Source organism: Pantoea sp., from assembly GCF_032114055.1.
GTDB lineage: Bacteria > Pseudomonadota > Gammaproteobacteria > Enterobacterales > Enterobacteriaceae > Pantoea.
On the sequence record NZ_DAMCTB010000008.1, the window covers coordinates 93903 to 113814 of the forward strand.

General features: G+C 53.8%; 16 protein-coding genes and 1 tRNA gene. 10 read left to right on the plus strand and 7 right to left on the minus strand.

Going from position 1 to position 19912, the window contains the following annotated elements; translation table 11 throughout:
• The gene (bacA, locus tag RT657_RS14205) at positions 1-819 is read right to left on the minus strand and encodes an undecaprenyl-diphosphate phosphatase (protein WP_313655220.1); all 819 of its coding nucleotides are present in this window, start codon (positions 817-819) and stop codon (positions 1-3) included.
• A 190-nt stretch (positions 820-1009) separates the two neighbouring features.
• A complete protein-coding gene (gene folB / locus RT657_RS14210) occupies positions 1010-1369 on the minus strand; it encodes a bifunctional dihydroneopterin aldolase/7,8-dihydroneopterin epimerase (protein ID WP_313655222.1) in 360 nt (119 codons plus the stop codon).
• A gap of 108 nt (positions 1370-1477) precedes the next feature.
• On the opposite strand from folB, the gene plsY reads away from it, so the two are divergent.
• Positions 1478-2083 (plus strand): glycerol-3-phosphate 1-O-acyltransferase PlsY, encoded by a 606-nt coding sequence (gene plsY, locus RT657_RS14215; RefSeq protein ID WP_313655224.1) that lies wholly within the window; start codon positions 1478-1480, stop codon positions 2081-2083.
• A 228-nt stretch (positions 2084-2311) separates the two neighbouring features.
• Here the strand turns inward: plsY and tsaD are convergent, their stop codons facing one another.
• Positions 2312-3325 carry a tRNA (adenosine(37)-N6)-threonylcarbamoyltransferase complex transferase subunit TsaD gene (tsaD, locus tag RT657_RS14220; protein WP_313655225.1) on the minus strand — a complete coding sequence of 338 codons (1014 nt, stop codon included), beginning with the start codon at positions 3323-3325 and terminating at the stop codon, positions 2312-2314.
• 277 nt (positions 3326-3602) lie between these two features.
• On the opposite strand from tsaD, the gene rpsU reads away from it, so the two are divergent.
• From rpsU to rpoD, 3 genes are all read left to right on the plus strand, one after another.
• Positions 3603-3818 (plus strand): 30S ribosomal protein S21, encoded by a 216-nt coding sequence (gene rpsU / locus RT657_RS14225; RefSeq protein WP_001144069.1) that lies wholly within the window; start codon positions 3603-3605, stop codon positions 3816-3818.
• Positions 3819-3936: 118 nt separating this feature from the next.
• A complete protein-coding gene (gene dnaG / locus RT657_RS14230; protein WP_313655227.1) occupies positions 3937-5682 on the plus strand; it encodes a DNA primase in 1746 nt (581 codons plus the stop codon).
• Positions 5683-6049: 367 nt separating this feature from the next.
• A complete protein-coding gene (gene rpoD / locus RT657_RS14235) occupies positions 6050-7891 on the plus strand; it encodes an RNA polymerase sigma factor RpoD (RefSeq protein ID WP_313655228.1) in 1842 nt (613 codons plus the stop codon).
• Positions 7892-7962: 71 nt separating this feature from the next.
• On the opposite strand, the gene mug is transcribed toward rpoD, so the two are convergent.
• The gene (gene mug / locus RT657_RS14240; RefSeq protein ID WP_313655230.1) at positions 7963-8481 is read right to left on the minus strand and encodes a G/U mismatch-specific DNA glycosylase; all 519 of its coding nucleotides are present in this window, start codon (positions 8479-8481) and stop codon (positions 7963-7965) included.
• A gap of 607 nt (positions 8482-9088) precedes the next feature.
• Between mug and RT657_RS14245 the strand changes: the two genes are divergently transcribed.
• The 6 genes from RT657_RS14245 (at position 9089) to ddlA (ending at position 16076) form a co-directional block, all read left to right on the plus strand.
• Positions 9089-9164, plus strand: a tRNA-Ile gene (locus tag RT657_RS14245).
• Between the two features lie 1358 nt (positions 9165-10522).
• Positions 10523-11215, plus strand: a complete 693-nt coding sequence (locus RT657_RS14250) for a DUF1120 domain-containing protein (protein WP_313655232.1) — start codon at positions 10523-10525, stop codon at positions 11213-11215.
• A gap of 63 nt (positions 11216-11278) precedes the next feature.
• Positions 11279-11959: a fimbria/pilus chaperone family protein gene (locus RT657_RS14255; RefSeq protein WP_313655233.1), complete on the plus strand. Its 681-nt coding sequence runs from the start codon at positions 11279-11281 to the stop codon at positions 11957-11959.
• An 18-nt stretch (positions 11960-11977) separates the two neighbouring features.
• A complete protein-coding gene (locus tag RT657_RS14260; RefSeq protein ID WP_313655235.1) occupies positions 11978-14338 on the plus strand; it encodes a fimbria/pilus outer membrane usher protein in 2361 nt (786 codons plus the stop codon).
• A complete protein-coding gene (locus tag RT657_RS14265) occupies positions 14335-14886 on the plus strand; it encodes a hypothetical protein (protein ID WP_313655237.1) in 552 nt (183 codons plus the stop codon). The genes RT657_RS14260 and RT657_RS14265 overlap by 4 nt, the downstream gene beginning before the upstream one ends.
• 92 nt (positions 14887-14978) lie before the next feature.
• Positions 14979-16076 carry a D-alanine--D-alanine ligase gene (gene ddlA / locus RT657_RS14270; protein ID WP_313655239.1) on the plus strand — a complete coding sequence of 366 codons (1098 nt, stop codon included), beginning with the start codon at positions 14979-14981 and terminating at the stop codon, positions 16074-16076.
• A gap of 17 nt (positions 16077-16093) precedes the next feature.
• Here the strand turns inward: ddlA and RT657_RS14275 are convergent, their stop codons facing one another.
• The 3 genes from RT657_RS14275 to RT657_RS14285 form a co-directional block, all read right to left on the minus strand.
• The gene (locus tag RT657_RS14275) at positions 16094-17515 is read right to left on the minus strand and encodes a diguanylate cyclase (RefSeq protein ID WP_313655241.1); all 1422 of its coding nucleotides are present in this window, start codon (positions 17513-17515) and stop codon (positions 16094-16096) included.
• Between the two features lie 250 nt (positions 17516-17765).
• On the minus strand, positions 17766-19241 hold the full coding sequence (locus RT657_RS14280) for a SulP family inorganic anion transporter (protein ID WP_313655242.1): 1476 nt from the start codon (positions 19239-19241) through the stop codon (positions 17766-17768).
• Positions 19238-19873: a carbonic anhydrase gene (locus RT657_RS14285; protein WP_313655243.1), complete on the minus strand. Its 636-nt coding sequence runs from the start codon at positions 19871-19873 to the stop codon at positions 19238-19240. Before RT657_RS14285 ends, RT657_RS14280 begins: the two co-directional genes overlap by 4 nt.
• Positions 19874-19912: the final 39 nt, after the last annotated feature.

The following is a 19912-nucleotide window of genomic DNA, read 5'->3' on the forward strand; positions in this document are numbered from 1 at the left end:
TTACATGAAGATAGCGTAAACCGCCGCCGCCACGATAAAGCGGTAGATGGCGAACGAGACGAAAGAGATACGTTTGATCAGCTCAAGGAAGACTTTAATCGCAATCATCGCCACGATAAACGCCGTGACAAAGCCTACCGCGAACATCGGGAAGTCCGCCATTGTCAGGAAGCCGATGCTCTTATACATATCCAGTACGGTTGCACCCATCATCATCGGCACCGCCAGGATGAAGGAGAATTCGGAGGCAGCATAGCGGCTCACGCCCATCAGCATTCCGCCGGAGATGGTGGCACCGGAACGGGAGAAGCCTGGCCACAGCGCTAAGCACTGAAAACAGCCAATCATGAACGCCTGACGATAGGTAATGTCATCGACGCCTACCGCTTTCGGCTGTTTCGGCTTAAGGAATTCTGCGGCCAGCAGCAGCACGCCGCCGACCACCAGGGCATACATCACGTTAATCGGATTAAACAGCGTTTTAATCTGATCGTGCAGCACCAGACCGATAACCACCGCCGGAATCATACCCAGCAGGATATGGATCAGCGACAGACGTCCGGTGCCCACACCCTCGTGTCTGACTTCACCAAAATGGATTCCGATCAGGCCAAACAGACGACGCCAGAACATCACCACGACGGCCAGAATCGACCCTAACTGGATGACCACTTCAAAGGTCTCGGCTTTATCACCCTCAAAGCCCAGCAGGTGACCCACGATAATCATGTGTCCGGTGGAAGAAACCGGTAAAAACTCGGTCAGCCCTTCCACAATGCCCAGGATTGCAGCAACCCAAAGCTGATGAATATCTGCCATCAAATGTTCCCTCTATCTGTTTCAAAACCATTAAAAAGGCGGTAGCCCGTTGCTATCGCCTTAAATATGCCGCACCTAGCCTGAATTAAACCTTAAGGTCTGGCCCGTTTCGCCTGCTGTAACGAAACGGCTCACGCTATGACAGACAGTAATTTGGTTTGGTTTCATTGTGATGGCAATCACATCCAGATTATTTAGGAATAGTCCCGCGCTCAATTCGCACCCCAACCTGCGCCGCCTGGGCGACAGCGCCCGGTTTACTGACCTTTATACGCACGCCCGGCGAACTGAAACGGTTCATCAACAGATCCGCGATTTCTTCAGCCACACGCTCTACCAGCGCAAAACGGCTGCCGTTCAGATGGGTCAGGACTGCGGATGCGACATCGGCATAGCTGAGGCAATCATTAACATCGTCGCTGCGGGCCGCCAGACGGTTATCCCAGGCCATTTCGATATCGAGTACCAGCTTCTGCTGAATGCCCTGTTCCCAGTCGTAAACGCCAATGGTGGTGAACACCGTGAGTTGTTCTATAAATACGATATCCATGATGAGAGTCTCTGTTTTTGGCTGAGCCGGATACCACTTCCGGCGGATTATGCGTATTATCCACGGTTGATGAGATCAAAACGACCCTAAAGGGAACGGTACGGTGTTATGAGTGCTTTCGCGCTTGGTATGATTATTTTCGCGTATCTTTGCGGCTCAATTTCCAGTGCGATTCTGGTCTGCAAACTCGCAGGCCTGCCCGATCCCCGCACACACGGCTCCGGCAATCCAGGCGCAACCAATGTCCTCCGTCTAGGCGGCAAAGGTGCCGCCGCCAGCGTACTGGTGTTTGATGTGCTGAAAGGGATGGTGCCAGTCTGGCTGGCGTATCTGATGCATGTGACGCCGTTCTATCTGGGCCTGACAGCCATTGCTGCCTGTCTGGGTCACATCTATCCGGTGTTCTTTCATTTCCGTGGTGGCAAAGGCGTCGCGACAGCATTCGGCGCTATTGCCCCGATTGGCTGGGACCTGACGGGTCTGATGACCGGAACCTGGCTGCTGACGGTGTTACTGAGTGGTTACTCCTCGCTGGGCGCCATTGTCAGTGCACTGATCGCCCCCTTCTATGTCTGGTGGTTCAAACCCCAGTTTACCTTCCCGGTGTCCATGCTCTCCTGCCTGATTTTACTGCGTCATCACGACAATATTCAGCGACTGTGGCGGGGGCAGGAAGGCAAGATCTGGAAGCGCAAAAAGAAATCTCAGCCATAAAAAAAGCCGGCAATAGGGTGTCCAAAAAAACTGTGGCTGTGCGACCGGCACTGCTCAGGAAACAGGGTCAGATCGGAAAGACGCAAAAGCCGTCATCCCTGACCGCTCGGCCCGCGCCATCCATGGCGCGTGACGCTTTCCTCTTCTGACCCAGTTCCCTGCGTGTTGAGCTTATCCGTTGCGGCCAGATGCACTCTCATTCAGACTGTTGAGCCGGCTCTTTTTACGTCAGATGGCGGGCAATTCCGCCAGCGGCCAGCGCGGTCGCACACTGACGCTCAGCTCGCCCCGCGTGCCACCTTTTAACCGCACCATGCCCGCATACGCGATCATCGCACCGTTATCAGTACAGAATTCCGGACGAGCGTAGAAGACTTCACCGCCTCGTTTCTGCATCATCACCGCCATCTGCTCACGCAGGGTGCGGTTAGCACTCACGCCACCGGCAATCACCAGACGCTTAAAGCCGGTCTGATCCAGCGCGCGCTTACATTTGATCGACAGCGTATCCACTACCGCATCTTCAAAAGCGCGGGCGATATCTGCACGGATCTGTTCATCGTCGGGATTGGCGCGGATGGTGTTAGCCGCAAAGGTTTTCAGCCCGGAGAAGCTGAAATCCAGCCCCGGCCGATCGGTCATCGGGCGTGGAAAGGTGAAACGTCCCGCTGTTCCCTGCTGCGCCATCTTCGACAGCATCGGCCCGCCCGGATAATCCAGACCCAGCAGTTTCGCCGTTTTGTCGAAGGCTTCACCCGCGGCATCATCGATCGATTCGCCCAGCAGTTCATATTCACCTATGCCGGTGACGCTGATCAGCTGTGTATGTCCGCCCGATACCAGCAGCGCCACAAACGGAAATGCCGGTGGATTCTCTTCCAGCATCGGCGCCAGCAGATGGCCTTCCATGTGATGAACCGGCACAGCAGGCACTTTCCAGGCAAACGCCAGTGCGCGGCCGATGGTTGCGCCAACCAGCAGCGCACCCACCAGGCCCGGCCCGGCGGTATAGGCCACCGCGTCGATCTGCTGCGGCGTCAGATTTGCCTCTTTCAGCGCCGCCTGAATCAGCGGCACAGTTTTCCGCACGTGATCACGTGAGGCCAGTTCCGGCACCACACCGCCGTAATCGGCATGCAGTTTTACCTGGCTGTAGAGTTGGTTTGCCAGTAATCCGGCCTCATCGTCATAGATTGCGATGCCGGTTTCATCGCACGACGTTTCAATACCCAGAATTCGCATTGCATCACCTCATTCTTGCGGCGCGCAGTTTATCACAGCAATGGGATATGCAGCGCGGGCATCCGGCGTAAAAAGTCATTTTCTGTCGGCTAAAGAGTGCGCTATACTCCCGCCCCTGGAAAAACCGGCAGCCGCACAGGCAAACGCTCCTGTTGGTTTCAAATTATCCATGGTGCTTTACAAACCGACGCGAGTTGGAGTAAAATGCTGCACCATTTTGAAATGTGCTGGCGCCGCAGTCAGCAGCAAAACCGAATTTTATCGAGGTGAGAGTTACATGCCGGTAATTAAAGTACGTGAAAACGAGCCATTTGACGTAGCACTGCGTCGCTTCAAACGTTCTTGCGAGAAAGCAGGCGTTCTGGCTGAAGTTCGTCGTCGTGAGTTCTATGAAAAACCGACTACCGAACGTAAGCGCGCTAAAGCGTCAGCAGTTAAGCGTCACGCCAAGAAACTGGCTCGCGAAAACGCACGCCGCACTCGTCTGTACTAAGTCGTTCCGGAGGTTCGCCTCCATTGCGTGATCCACGCAGACAGAGTCAAGTAAAAGGCCGTGCTTTCCGAAAGGAAGCGCGGCTTGTTGCCGTTTATGAGCTGAAAATCTGGGGCGTATGGCTGGACGAATTCCACGCGTATTTATCAACGACTTACTTGCCCGCACGGATATCGTGGATCTTATCGATGCCCGCGTTAAGCTGAAAAAGCAGGGTAAGAATTTCCACGCGTGCTGTCCTTTCCATAATGAAAAAACGCCCTCCTTCACCGTAAACGGCGAAAAGCAGTTCTATCACTGTTTCGGCTGTGGTGCCCACGGTAACGCTATCGACTTTTTAATGAACTTCGACCGCCTGGAGTTTGTTGAAACGATTGAAGAGCTGGCCACGTCCCACGGTTTAGACGTGCCTTATGAAGCAGGCAGCGGGCCGAGCCAGATGGAACGCCATCAGCGCCAGAGCCTGTACCAGCTGATGGAGAGCCTGAATAGCTTTTATCAGCAGGGTCTGCAGCAGTCCAGCGCACAGCCCGCCCGTGACTATCTCGACCGTCGCGGCCTGAGCGCCGAAGTCATCAATCATTTTGCTATCGGTTACGCGCCTGCCGGCTGGGATAACGTTCTCAAACGTTTCGGTAAGCAGACGGACGATCGCGAGTCATTGATGGAAGCGGGTATGCTGGTCAGCAATGACAAAGGCCGGACTTATGATCGGTTTCGTGACCGCATCATGTTTCCGATTCGTGATAAGCGTGGCCGCGTGATTGGTTTTGGCGGACGGGTACTGAGTAACGAAACGCCAAAATATCTGAACTCGCCGGAAACACCGATTTTCCACAAAGGCCGTCAGCTCTATGGCCTGTATGAAGCGGTTAAGAACCATCCTGAACCTGCCCGCCTGCTTGTAGTCGAGGGGTACATGGACGTGGTGGCGCTGGCGCAGTACGGAATCGATTATGCCGTCGCGTCGTTAGGCACCTCCACCACTGCTGAACACATTCAGTTGCTGTTTCGCAGCACCGATACGGTCATCTGCTGTTATGACGGCGACCGGGCTGGCCGTGAAGCCGCATGGCGTGCGCTTGAAACAGCCTTGCCTTACATGAATGATGGCCGTCAGCTACGCTTTATGTTCTTACCCGACGGTGAAGACCCGGACACGCTGGTACGCAAAGAGGGTAAAGCCGCCTTCGAAGCGAGGATGGAGCAGGCAATGCCGCTCTCTTCGTTTTTATTTGACAGCCTGCTGCCGCAGGTAGACCTGAGTTCACGTGACGGCAAAGCGCGCCTGAGCACGCTGGCTTTACCGCTGATTACGCAGATCCCTGGCGAAACGCTGCGTATTTATATGCGGCAGGAGCTGGGAAATAAGCTGGGTATCCTTGATGATAATCAGCTCGAAAAGCTGATGCCTAAGCAGGCTGCAAGCGGTACTGCGCCGGTCGCGCCACCGCTTAAACGTACCACTATGCGCGTGCTTATCGCCCTGCTGATACAGAATCCGCAGCTGGCCTCGATGGTGCCTTCGCTGGATGGCCTGTCTGAGTCGAAAATGCCCGGCCTGCCGCTCTTTATCGAGTTAGTCGGTCGTTGTAACGAGAACCCTGGATTGACGACCGGGCAGCTACTAGAGTTATATCGCGGGACAAATTTTAGTCAGACGCTTGAAACGCTGGCGATCTGGAACCACATGATAGTAGATGAGGAAGCCGAAGCGGTGTTTCAGGACTCGCTGGCCAGCATCTATGATTCTGCGCTTGAAGAGCGACTGGAGTTTCTGATTGCGCGCGAACGTATTCAGGGACTCACTGCCGACGAGCGCCGTGAGCTCTGGATGCTCAGCCAGGCGTTTGCCAGAAAATAAGTTTTAGCACGCTGCCCGCGCTGGAGATGGGCGGCGTGGCTGTTTTAAGGCCGGGAGCGTTAAGCCAGGCCGTCAGCACAAATTTTAAAGGCCGTCTGCGTCGATGCCAGTCTGGTTACCGCCAGCGCACAGCTCCCGAAGCGTACTGAAGTGCGTGAGGAGAGCGAGCACTGCCGGGAAGCAGAATGGCGAGTAAGCCAGGCCTGTACCACCAAAAATTTATACAAGCGGCTTAAGTGCCGATTACTGTTGGGCATCGCCCACGCCGCGACGAGGGCAGCGGCAAGAATTAAACGCCTTCACTGCTATTGTTGGCGCGCTGCCGACCGACACCAATCTAATTTAACAGAAGTGTGGATACCGTCTTATGGAGCAAAACCCGCAGTCACAGCTCAAGCTTCTTGTCACCCGTGGTAAGGAGCAAGGCTATCTGACCTATGCTGAGGTCAATGACCATCTGCCGGAAGATATCGTCGACTCAGATCAGATCGAAGACATCATCCAGATGATTAACGACATGGGTATTCAGGTGGTTGAAGAAGCCCCGGATGCTGACGATCTGATGCTGAATGAAAACAGCTCCGATACTGACGAAGATGCCGCGGAAGCTGCCGCTCAGGTATTATCCAGCGTTGAATCTGAAATCGGGCGCACCACTGACCCGGTGCGCATGTACATGCGTGAAATGGGTACCGTTGAACTGCTGACGCGCGAAGGCGAAATCGACATCGCGAAGCGTATCGAAGATGGTATCAACCAGGTTCAGTGTTCCGTTGCCGAATACCCTGAAGCGATTACCTATCTGCTGGATCAGTATGACAAAGTCGAAGCAGGCGAATCACGCCTCTCCGATCTGATCACCGGTTTCGTCGATCCTAACGCAGAAGAAGATCTGGCCCCAACGGCGACGCACGTGGGCTCTGAACTCTCTGAAGCCGATCGTAACGACGACGAAGACGATGATGAAGAGGATGACGACAATTCCGAAGATGATAACTCTATCGACCCGGAACTGGCGCGCGAGAAGTTCTCTGACCTGCGTAAGCAGTATGAAACCACCCGCAGCGTGATCAAGAGCAAAGGCCGCAGCCATGCCGCAGCCATTGCCGAGATCCAGAACCTCTCTGACGTCTTTAAGCAGTTCCGCCTGGTACCGAAGCAGTTCGACTACCTGGTTGGCAGCATGCGCAACATGATGGAACGTGTCCGTACTCAGGAACGTCTGATCATGAAGCTCTGTATTGAGCTGTGCAAAATGCCGAAGAAGAACTTCATCACCCTGTTTACCGGCAACGAAACCAACGAGAGCTGGTTTAAAGCCGCACTGGCGATGAACAAGCCATGGTCTGAAAAACTGCTGGAAGTGCAGGATGACGTGATGCGCTCCCTGCAGAAGCTGGCGCAGGTTGAAGAAGAGACCGGCCTGACCATCGAGCAGGTGAAAGACATCAACCGCCGCATGTCGATTGGTGAAGCCAAAGCGCGTCGCGCTAAGAAAGAGATGGTGGAAGCCAACCTGCGTCTGGTTATTTCGATTGCGAAGAAATACACCAACCGTGGTCTGCAGTTCCTCGACCTGATTCAGGAAGGTAACATCGGTCTGATGAAGGCGGTCGATAAGTTTGAATATCGCCGTGGTTACAAATTCTCGACCTATGCGACCTGGTGGATCCGTCAGGCGATCACCCGCTCTATCGCCGATCAGGCGCGTACCATCCGTATTCCGGTGCACATGATTGAGACCATCAACAAGCTCAATCGTATTTCGCGCCAGATGCTGCAGGAGATGGGCCGCGAGCCGACGCCGGAAGAGCTGGCTGAGCGTATGCTGATGCCGGAAGATAAAATCCGTAAGGTGCTGAAAATCGCGAAAGAGCCAATCTCTATGGAAACGCCGATTGGTGACGATGAAGATTCGCATCTGGGCGATTTTATCGAAGATACCACGCTGGAGCTGCCGCTGGATTCTGCTACCTCAGAAAGCCTGCGTTCTGCGACTCACGACGTGCTGGCTGGCCTGACTGCACGTGAAGCGAAAGTGCTGCGCATGCGTTTTGGTATTGATATGAACACCGACCATACGCTGGAAGAAGTGGGCAAACAGTTCGACGTGACGCGTGAGCGTATCCGTCAGATTGAAGCGAAAGCCCTGCGTAAACTGCGCCATCCGAGCCGTTCGGAAGTGCTGCGCAGCTTCCTCGACGATTAAGTCCTGAAAACCCCGGTTCGCCGGGGTTTTTTATGCCTGCCGGTTACCGTCTCTCCCCCCTCTGCCCGGGTTCAGTGATTCACCGGATGCAGTGCCGCATAAAGCTGACGATATGTGGCCACCATCTCCTCCAGTGAGGCGCGATTGAGTCCGCTTGGATTTGGCAATACCCACACCTGCGTTTCTCCTATGCCTGTCGGCTGCTTGCCCCACTCAACCTTGCCTTGTTTAAAGGCACGGCGAAACGCCTCTTTGCCGAGGATAGCCAGCGCGGCAGGCTGATAGTGCATGACCTTCTCCGTCAGGCGCAGACCGCCCTGGCGTAACTCCTCAGACGCTAACTCGCTCGCCTGCACCGTAGGACGCTCAACCAGCATGGTGATTCCGCAGCCGGTTTCCATCAGACGCTGCTCCTCTTCCGGTTTCAGCTGCTGCCGGGTAAATCCCGCCAGATGGATGACTTTCCAGAAGCGATTGCCGGGATGGGCAAAGTGAAAGCCCTGATGGGCGGTTGACTGGCCCGGATTGATGCCGCAGAAGAGCACATCAAGGCCTGGCGCGATAATGTCGCGGATGTCATGCGCAATCATGCTGTCACCAGCGTGCGCGGCGTCAGCGCAATAAGATGGCGTTGTGGTACGAGGCTGCCCTGCGCCTGCGGGCGGGCTCGCGCACATTGATGCTCACTCTGTGAGGCTGCAATCGTATGAATAGTACCGTGTACAAGCCAGGGCGCTTGCATCAGCACAGAAACGTCCTCTGTTAAGCCCGTCTCAGATTTCCCGCGCACGAGATGTGTTCGCGTTTTGCTACTCTGCTGCTCCATAGATCGTTTTGTCCCCTCTGCCGCATAACCATCAATAGAGAGTTAATTATTGCACCTGCGCATCCAGCCTGGCGATTTTTGTAGTGCAGTTGCGATCGGGGGGCCAGGCATCTCAGATCCCGCACTCTTGTCTTCAGAACAGAAACCTTAACGCGCGTATCATAATGGCACCCGCGACCGGCCTGAACAGCCAGACCTGAGGTTTTCTTAACTGCATAGGTGGCATCTGCAACGCAGTTTTAAAACTTCGCTAACACAGAGAGCCAGATTTGTTATAGAAATCAGCAGGTAAATTACTGCTGCATATTTCAGCAACCGGCGGCTGAGTGCTGGATCGCCCTGAAGAGATACTTTATAATCCCCGCTCCGCTGGCCCCTTAGCTCAGTGGTTAGAGCAGGCGACTCATAATCGCTTGGTCGCTGGTTCAAACCCAGCAGGGGCCACCAAATTTAATGATGCTAATCATGAACTTAAACCGCTCTTCGAAGCGGTTTTTTTGTAGCTGTCTTTTTGAGTGGCGACAAAATGGCGGCACATTATTACCGCCGCCGTATCCCCACGATTGATTCAAAAGGTAAACCGACCCAAGGCGTGTCTTTTTTTACTGCGATCGCTACTGCCCTCTTTCTGTTTCCTCAACAATGATGATCATACCTTGTCAGCACTACAGCAATGATTCCTCATACAGTGAAGGCAGACAACAAGAGAGGCTACGTTTTCACAAAGCCTCTTCTGTGTTTCATTCTTCAGACTATTATTTTCTGTTTCTGGCCTTTTATAATACCCATTACCGACGCGACCAGAACGGCATGAATAAGAAAACCTGCAAATCCAGCCACCTTCATGCAGTCATTAAAAACAAACCGCAAAAGAGCAAAGGCATGTAGTTATCCCTTCAGACATATTTACAGACGGTATGCCTGTGAATCTGAAAAGGTCAGCGAGAGAGGATTTTACAGATTCCATTTTTCACACCTTTACATTGGCCAGCCACTGGTTCAAACCCCACAAGGGCCACCAGCGTCTTCAGTTAATGATAACGCTGCAGATAACTCTCACATAATTGCAGAATTATCCCTATTTACTCTGCCACGTCCGGCGCCTTTCCGCTTCAGTTTGCTCTCACAACAATGATTAAAATTAACATTCGCGAAGTGCTTTGGTCAGCAGTTTGCGCATCGGCTCTGATAAGCCTTTTTCGGGTCGCAGGAGAGCACATCATTCAGGCGAAGAAATGACACCATACTCTAAAAAATCCCTTCCTGATTAAAATGCTTTTATTCCGTTCACAATACATGTTATTAATAAAGCCTCTGATAGTAACATGGTAAAGTGCTTTATTAACATAATTTACATCAGCGTTATCAAATTAGAATCCCAAAAGCCAGCCTGCTCTTATTGAAAGCCTCATACAGGCATAGGCATACTAATAAAAATTGTTTTTTATCATTGACTTTTGAGATGTCAGATAAAAGATCGCTCACAAAACCTGACTTATTCCGGCACCATTCACTCTTCCTTCCATCTTATTTTAAAGACTAAACATAATAATAAAAAAAAACATCAAATGACGATAAATTTAATTAACTTCGCTTTGATCTTTTAATAACCAATCGTGTTAACCTACGCCTACTGAATTGATACTAAAATTCAGAAAAAATCAATTGCAAACGGAATTAATAGAATTAAACACCCCAGCACGGCGTTAAATTTTCATTTATCCCAGACCGCAACTTGATAAATAAATGCCATGGAAGCGTCCGATATAACTGTTCATATTTAGCCCTTTGACTAGAGAAAATTTATGCGTAAATTAATGTTAAATACCGCTATTGCTGCTGCGCTGGCATCAGCCAGCTTTGCTGGCCAGGCTGCGGAATCTGCAACCTTTACCGTAACAGGTACGATCACGCCGGCCACCTGCGATGTCTCGCTAAGTACACCCTCAATTGATTTGGGTAATATTCCTGCGTCAACACTGACGGAAGACACCAACCTTAAAAAAGGTGAGGATGTGATCCTGAGTGTTGACTGCGATGCTGCAGCCGCTACGGCCATCAGGACCTCTGACAATCGTTCGTCAAGTGCCATGACAGCAGAAGAAGTCGCTGAGCAGATGAAAATGCCGTTAGAAAACTCCAACCTGACCGGACAGGATATTTTTGGCTTAGGCACTGACAGCGCACAAAACAAAGTGGGTGCACTCGCCATCGGAATCAACGCTGCAACTTCAGATGGTGTAGCCAATGGCAACCTTTTCACCAGCAATAATAGAGCAGCCTGGCGGTCAGCCCCCATTAATGCAAACGGCCAGCCTGTGAGCAAGGATGAATATTTCGGTCTGGCGTCTTCCGCTGATGCAACCGGTCCTTCAGCTTATACCCGGTCAACTTATACCATTGGCTCAATGGTATTGCTGAAAAAAGGCAATCTCTACCCTGCCGGTGAAGCGGTACCCATTGACGGAAATATCACCTTCTCTGTTTTTTACATTTAAAATTCATTTATACAGAGCGAAGAATGCTATGCCTTCGCTCTATTTATTCCGGGGATAAAGACGTTGTTAAAATCTCTCTCACTCAGCTTCATCCTGTTAATTTCAGCCTTTTCAGCGCTGGCGGCAGGTATGAAACCCGAAGTGCCGGTATTATTTCTCGACGATCAACATCGTGAAGCAACAATTACCGTTCTGAACACCGATAATAGCCCGGCACTGCTTCACAGCAGTCTGCAGACAATTCCTGAAGATCCAGAAAATAAGCTAATCGTAACGCCGCAACTGGTAAAAGTGGACGGGGGTAAAAAGCAGCAGGTTCGTGTGGTGCTTAAAGACGGGATTAAAATTAACAAACAAAAAATGCAGCGCATTAATTTTATATCTGTTCCTCAGGATGATGGCAAAAAAAACCGCGCACGTATTCTGGTAGGACAGAATATTCCGGTGATTATCTCACCCGCCAGCTTACCCCTGAATACAACGCCCTGGACTGGCCTGACGTTTAACCGCACGGGCTCAACCCTGACGATTACGAATCCAACCGATTATATCGTCAGACTGACTGAACAGGTTGATCTGCTACCTGCCGCGCGATCGGTCAGCCTTAAAAAGACCTATATTCTGCCGGGTGAGAAAGTCACTCTGGCGCTACCTGCAGCCATCGCAAATAACGTGAAGTCTGTCCGGCTGCATCCGGTAACACGATACGGCATACTGACTGCGCCTTATGACGCGCAGTTGTAAGCCTGCTTTTATTTTTCGATGAAACGGTTTCTGTTACTTAGCCTGCTGAGCTGCTCAGCCAGTACACTGGCGGCAGGCGGCTACGATCAGGAGATGCTTAAAGCGTTGGGTTATGATGCCAGTGCCGCACAGCTTCTGGATTCGGGAACCCATTTTCTGCCTGGCAGGCAACATATAAATATTATCGTAAACAGGCAAAGCAAGGGCGTTCATGCCGTCACTTTTGACCAGGCTGGTACGCCCTGCTGGTCAGCAGAACAGTTACAAACGCTGGGTATTACGCCTGATAGCCTGGATAACGCGGAAAAGCGTGTCTGTCATCAACTGCTGCCACAAGGCCCTGTTCATATTGAACAGCAGGTTGATCGCAATAGCCTGATCCTCACGGTACCCGCAAGCAATCTGTTGGTTGGCCAGCACTATGCCAGTGGGGGTAATGCACTGGTCGTAAACTATGATGGCCGACGTTATCAGTATTCGACACGCGCTGGACGAAACCACACCTCTCAGGCACTGACTTCCGAAGTGGGTGCCAATATCAATAACTGGATTTTTCGCAGTGGGCAGAGTTTCACCAGTCTTGATGACCGCCATCAGCTTTCCCGTCTCTACAGTTATGGGCAACGATCTATCCCTGGCTGGAACTCTGTGCTGCAGGTTGGTGAGATCACGGCGGGCAACTCACTCTTTTCCGGCATTAACCTGCTGGGCGCACAAATCGTGCCGGAACGCGGGTTACACAATGGCGGAGGCTATGATGTCTCGCTGAATTTGCTGGTATCACAGGCGGGTACGGCTGAGGTCTGGCAGGCAGGGATATTACTAAAAACCTTTCAGGTGACAGCAGGCATGAACAAACTGGCTGGCATCCCGGCCATTAATCAGTCAGACGATTTTGAGATCATCAGTCATGATCAATCCGGCAATCGTCAGCAGCAGATTATCCCCTATATTGAAGCTCAAACCTCGCTTGCGCTGGCAGATGCCGGCCCTTCGCTGGCCGCAGGGCGTTTACGTCTGACCGACAATCAGTTCCCATTGATAGTCGGTTCTGCCGGACTCTATCAGAACCATTTCATGGCAGTGACGGCCGGGGGGCTGGTGAGCCAGAACTATCAGGCCGCGTCGTGGCGCACTACGCTACGTCTTACCGAACGCCTGATGGCCTCAGTCACACAAACGGCCTCACTGTTACCGGGTACGGCAGATAATAACCGTAAAATGCAGGGTCTGAATCATCAGGTCAGTCTCAATGCAGGGATAAGTGAGCAGTTGTCACTCACCTCTTCTGCCAGCTTCCGCAGTCGCGGCTACAGCGACCCCGGCAGTGCCTGGCAGGAAAAAAAGTCCCGTGACCAGAACGGGCAGATGCACTCTCAATACGCTGTCGGGCTGAGCTACAACCAGCCCCTGCTGGGCGTATTCTCTTTTTCCGGTAGCCTGTCACAGAGCTGGCAGGGTTCAGAAAGCACAGGTTATGTGTTCAGCTGGGGCCGCACCTTTGGAAAGGTAAATATCAATCTGGGCGTCCAGAAGAACCGGCTGACACAGGATCAGCGCCATACTGATGACCGCTATGTTTACCTCAACCTGTCGGTGCCGCTGGGTAGCAGCAGTAGTGTGCGCAGCTGGGCCAGTAACAACAAAGGTCAAACGCGGACCGGGATTGGCTTAGACAGTATGCTGAATGACAAATTTTCCTGGGGCCTCTCGGGTGAAAAAAATCAGAGAGATACCTCAATGGCTGGCACGGCCATCTGGACCACAAAATATAGTCAGCTGAGCGGCGGTGCGTCGCACAGTCAAAACAGTACCAGCTACAATCTCGGCGCACGAGGCGGTGCCGTGTGGCATAGCGAGGGTCTGACGTTTACACCACGAAAAGTGGGCGATACCTTTGGTGTGATCTCTCTGAATAACCCACAGCCGGACGTGAAAATACGCGCGCCGGGCGGAACGGTGTGGAGCGATCGCAGCGGCTATGCCATCGCCTCCTGGACTCCCTGGCAGAAGAATACTGTGAAGATTGAAAACCAGAGCCTGCCCAGAAATGTCCAGATCATCAGTGGTATCGCTGACATCACGCCTTACCGCGGGGCGGTCGTGCCGGTTACGCTGCCAGCCTTTACTGTACGCCGTGCACTGGTGAACTTTCCATCCGGTGATGGTCCGGCACCAGGCGCGCCAGTAAAGAATGGCAAAGGGATGCTCATCGCTTTTGTTAACGAAGATGGCACACTTTTCTTCGACGATCTGCCAGACGAGCCGCTGCTTAGCGCGCGCCCTGACGGCACACCGTGCTCACTGCACATGATCACCCCCTGGCATGACAAGCCTGGTACGCTTTATGCTTCACTTTCAGCGAGTTGCGATATATGAAACAGCGATTTTTACTGTCACTGCTACTGGTGGCAGGCGGTCTGATGACGGCCTTAACTGCCCATGCCGAATGTACGATCCAGCTTAGTGAGCCTCAGATCGATTATGGCGAAATGACGCGCGGCGAACTGCTTTCGCGCCCCGGAAACGTCCTGTCAGCCGCCGAATTACGTATGGGTGATGAGCGTGAAATTGGGCTCTCCGTGATCTGCGATCGCCCAACGTCAATGGCCCTGATCTTTAGTGGCCCGGCAAAAGATAATGGGAGCTATCTGTTTGGAGAGCAGGGGCGAGCAACGCTCACCTTACAAGATGTGACTCTCGACGATCAGCCGGTCATGATTGACAGCGCAGGCAGGCAGGCGGCAAAAATGGCCTTTACCGACGGTCATCCGATGCGTTTTCTGAAAGCGGGTCAGCGCATCTCAGGCACAACGCTACGCGCAAACGTGACGGTTGTAACCTGGCTATCTTCCCCAGCCACCCGCGTCAGCGAACAACAGCAGTGGCAGCTGAATGGCCGCTTTCTGGTGAACAGCGAAGGCTAAACCCCCGTCACAATTATCTGTTCCCCTGCCCTGTTTTCCCGCGCGAAGCCCGTGCTATCTTGTGGCTTTGATTTTTTCAGTGGGCAAACCTGATGACAAAGTTGCGGGTAGGAATTGTGTTTGGCGGGAAATCGGCTGAGCACGAAGTATCGTTGCAGTCGGCCAGAAATATCCTTGATGCGATCGACAAAACCAGATTTGATGTGGTGCTGCTGGGCATCGATAAGCAGGGACAGTGGCACCTTAATGATGCATCAGACTTCCTGCTTAACGCTGAAAACCCGGCGCTCATCGCGCTGAATCCTGCCGCGGAAGCGGTGGCGCTGGTGCCGGGTCAGTCACAGCAGCAGATTATCACCCGCCACGACGCCCATCCGCTATCGCAAATCGATGTTATTTTCCCGATTGTTCACGGCACGCTGGGCGAAGATGGCTCTCTGCAGGGCCTGCTTCGCATGGCCTCGTTACCCTTTGTCGGTTCCGATGTGCTGGGGTCCGCCGTCAGCATGGATAAAGATTTTACCAAGCGTCTGTTACGTGATGCCGGGCTGAAAGTCGCGCCGTGGATAAGCGTCACCCAGGCGCAACGTTCACAGCTGGATGCAGAGGCCGTGATTGCCCGCCTGGGCCTGCCGCTGTTTATCAAACCGGCCAACCAGGGTTCATCAGTGGGCGTCAGTAAAGTCGACACGCCTGACGCTTTCGACGCGGCGCTGGCGCTGGCGTTCTCCTTTGACCGCAAGGTGCTGATCGAACAGGGCATTAAAGGCAGGGAAATTGAGTGTGCCGTGCTGGGTAACGACGCACCTGAAGCCAGTCCCTGCGGCGAAGTGGTCGTACATGACGCCTTCTACTCCTACGACACCAAATATATCTCTGAAAGCGGCGCACAGACAGTGGTTCCGGCAGCGGTTTCAGCGCAGACCAGCGAAGCTATACAGGCGGTCGCCATCAGGGCTTTCACCGCCCTGGAGTGCTTTGGCATGGCCCGCGTCGATGTCTTCCTGACCGAGGACGAAGAGATCGTCGTCAACGAGGTGAATACCCTGCCGGGCTTCACTAACATCAGCATGTATCCGAAACTCTGGCAGGCGGCCGGGCTTAGCTATCAGGATCTGATCAGCCGTCTGATTGACCTCGCGATGGAACGTCATCAGCAGGCCGGCACCCTGAAAAGCAGTATCAGCTGACAGAATCCGGCGGCGTGTTATGCCACGTCGCTGTTGATGGCGTGGTCGTCAACCGGGGAGGTCTGGTTGCGACCATTGCGTTTCGACTGATAAAGATTTTTGTCTGCCGCAGATATCAGCGGGTTGATCACGCGGTGCCACTCTGTCGCCTTACCCGCTCTGCCATACGCCAGTCCCAGGCTGATGGTCACGGTCACCGTACTGCCCTGTAGCCAGAACTTCTCTTTTGCCATCGTCTGGCGGATCGACTCCGCCAGAAAATAGAGCTTGTCCGGATTCTGATCGAACAGCACCACCACAAACTCCTCTCCACCAAAACGACAGATGTGCCCCGCATCCTTCACGACATGCTGTATACGAAGGGCGATGGCTTCCAGCACACTGTCGCCCGCATCGTGGCCGAAATTGTCATTGATGGTTTTGAAGTAGTCGACATCAATCAGGATCACCCCCACCTTGCGCGCCGGATTAATCGGCTCCGCATGCAGACTTTCATACAGGCCTGAACGTGACAGCAGTCGGGTCAGAAAATCGTAATTTGCCCGCAACGCCAGTCGTTCATTAAGCTGACGTATCGCATCCATGCTTGCAGCCACAATCAGCGGACTGATGGCGATCGTGGCCACGCCCAGCCGCGCTGACGTAAGATGACTGACCGGCAGCAGATTATCGTCGCCCTGAATATTCATTACCCCATGTGAAACCAAAATAATCTCGGTAATGCCCGTGAGCAGGATCACCAGGCTGGTCAGCGGCATCGGTAAGACGACGGCGCACCAGACCAGCGCCGGAACCGGAAACGTCAGGCTACCCGCGCCCCCCATCAGCGCGCCAACGACCAGCGACAGGATGACGGAAATAACCGGCATCAGCTTTTGTAGCTGCATGCACTGGCGGAGCGTCAGCGATGGCCCGCCGCGCGTCAGCAAAAAAGGCAGCAGCATCAGGCCAGTTGAGAACTGCTCGCTGAACCACTCACCCCAGGCGGTCGCCAGTGCAGCATTAAAGTCAGCCTGCTGGGCCAGTGCCCCCCAGCTCGCGCAGGCCAGCCCGGCCAGCAGACAGGCCGGAAAAATACGCAGTACGCTGGTAATGCGTTCGCTACCGGAATCGTGCTGAAAGTGTTTCACCAGCAGCATAACTGCTACCAGAATAAACAAAAGATTCGCCAGATTAAGTGTAAATGCAGTCAGCGCCCAGCCCGAAAAAACGGTGTCGTTAAACACCATTGCGGCAAAGCTGGCGAGATAATAGCGGGTCTCATGCAGAAAGGGATGCCGGACGATGATGCCAGTGATGATGGCGTTGACCGGCCAGAACAGAGACAGCTCCTGCGGAAAGCGCAGGTGTCCGCCGATAAAGCAGAACAGCAGCGTGATGAAAAACAGTGAAAAGGCGTTCTTCTTAGCATTGTGCTCTTCAAACAGCTGTATACGCATACTTCCGGACCTTGTTGCAAAGAGGCGTGTCCACGTCAGCCTGAACAGGTGCGTGACGTCAGAATAATGACATACTGGGAACCCGCTGTATCATCCTGCGATAAAACACCACTTCAGGGGTCAATCCGGGAGGTTGCTGATACCCGATGACACCTGCACATGGGGGCTTATTATGCCCTGCATACAAAAAAATCGGATATCCGTGATATCCGATTTTTGCTGTTATGACACCCTGTCTTTGCACTTAACGCTATTTTACAGCCACCGGCCATTGACTCAGGCGGATACCCCGTTTATCGGCGTTGTCGCTGAAATCTTTAAGCACCGCCCTGACGTCGGGATCGATATATTCCGCATTATCGTTATCCACGATCACTACGCTGTTCTCCGGGATCTCATCCAGCAACCCCTGCAGCTTTGGATTGTGCATAAAGGTCAGGTTCTGCTGAAAGCGCAGCACATAGTGGTCGTCGTAACGGGTAAGCTGCAGCGCGTTGCGATGGCTCTTGTAGATGCTGCAGAGGATCTGCACGGCAATCCCGATCCCAATGCCGGCCAGCATACCCAGCGTAATGATCCCGACGATCGTCGCCAGAAACGGCACGTACTGCTGCGGGCCCATCCGGAATTGCTCAGCAAAAAGTCGCGGCGTCGCCAGCTTATAGCCGGTGTAGAGCAGGACGGCGGCCAGGCTGGCCAGCGGAATAGCGTTCAGCATCTCGCTGAACCACACGCCGCAAATCAGCAGCAGCCCACCGTGGATGAAGATCGACAGCTTCGTCTGCGCGCCTGCGCTGACGTTAACCGAACTACGCACAATCACCGCCGTGATCGGCATAGCGCCCAGAAATCCGGCGGTCAGGTTACCGATTCCCTGAGCAAACATCTCTTTATTGGGCGACGGCGCAGGCGTCTGCGGGCGTAACTTTTTCAGCGCCTCCTGGCTCAGCAGCGTTTCCAGGCTGGCGACCAGTGCCAGGGTAACGGCAACTACCCAGACCTGCGGGTTCTGCCAGGCCATCCAGTCGGGTGTTTCCAGACCGGCCACCAGCGCAGAAACGCTGTCGAAGGCAGGCAGCGAAATGCGTGCCAGACCGCTGGCGACGTCAGGAAACAGCTGTCCGCCAGCGACCGTCGCCAGGCAGCCGGTCAGCACGGCAATCAGTGGACCAGGGATCCAGGCCAGCGCTTTGATCCGTTTGACCGGTCCGGTGGTCCAGAGGCACAGGATGGCGAGGCCCGTCACCGCTACGGCTATCGCGGGCAGTGAAAAGGTCATCTCGCCCGTCGCCAGCGACACCAGCTCTGCATCGCCTGCGGCACCCAACGCCACCGGGATCTGCTGCATGATCAGCAACAGACCTATCGCCGCCAGCATCCCTTTGATAACGCTGCCCGGCACCAGCGAGATAAAACGTCCGGCGCGCAGCAGCCCGAACAGGCACTGCAGCGCCCCGGCGATGATCAGCGCGGTGAGAAAGGCGGAAAAGCTGCCCAGTGATGCCATTGAGGCGACGACGATAGTGACCAGGCCCGCCGCCGGGCCGCTGACAGCAAACCGTGAGGGGCTCAGTGACGTGACTACCAGCCCGCCAATCACGCCCGTCAGCAGACCGGCAAATGGCGGTAATCCACTCGCCTGGGCAATTCCCAGACAGAGTGGTAAGGCGACCAGGAAAACCACCAGACCTGCCGGGATGTCGCGGCGCAGGGTATCGAGGTTCATAAGGAAGGCTCCTCTGCAGATTGATGAATCAGCTCTTTAAGATGGCCGGAGCGCAGGTCATAGACACAACCAAACACTTCCAGTTCCTGGCCCGATTGCCAGATTTGCCGGACCGGTGCGGCGTTCACCAGCCGGGCGAATTGCGCTTTAACGTTGGCTTCAACCAGCCGGTCGAGCCGTTCACCCGGTTCGGCCTGCGGCGACGGGTTCTCTGCCACGCCCGCCTCAATATCCTGACGCAGCCTGCTGATGCGCCTTGCCAGCGCACTTTCCTGGCCGTCCAGCACGCTGCCCGGCAGGTTCAGCGCGGCCTCAACCCCGCCGCAACCGTAGTGGCCGCTCAGAACGATGCGTTTCACGCCGAGAAAAAAGAGAGCGTACTGCAGGACGCTGAGTAAGTTGTCATCCTCTTCAATCACCATGTTGGCGATATTGCGGTGGACAAAGAGTTCGCCAGGCTGGGAGCCGGTCAGAACTTCGGCGGGAACGCGACTGTCAGAGCAGCCTATCCAGAGCGAGTGCGGTTTTTGCTGATGGAGGAATTTTTTAAAATAGTCCGGATTACGCTGGCGGCGCTGTAAGGCCCAACTGCGATTTTTCGCTAATAAGGGTTTAAGTGTCGTCACAATCATCTTCTCTCTACTACCGGGATGTCGCATCCTGGCTGACCA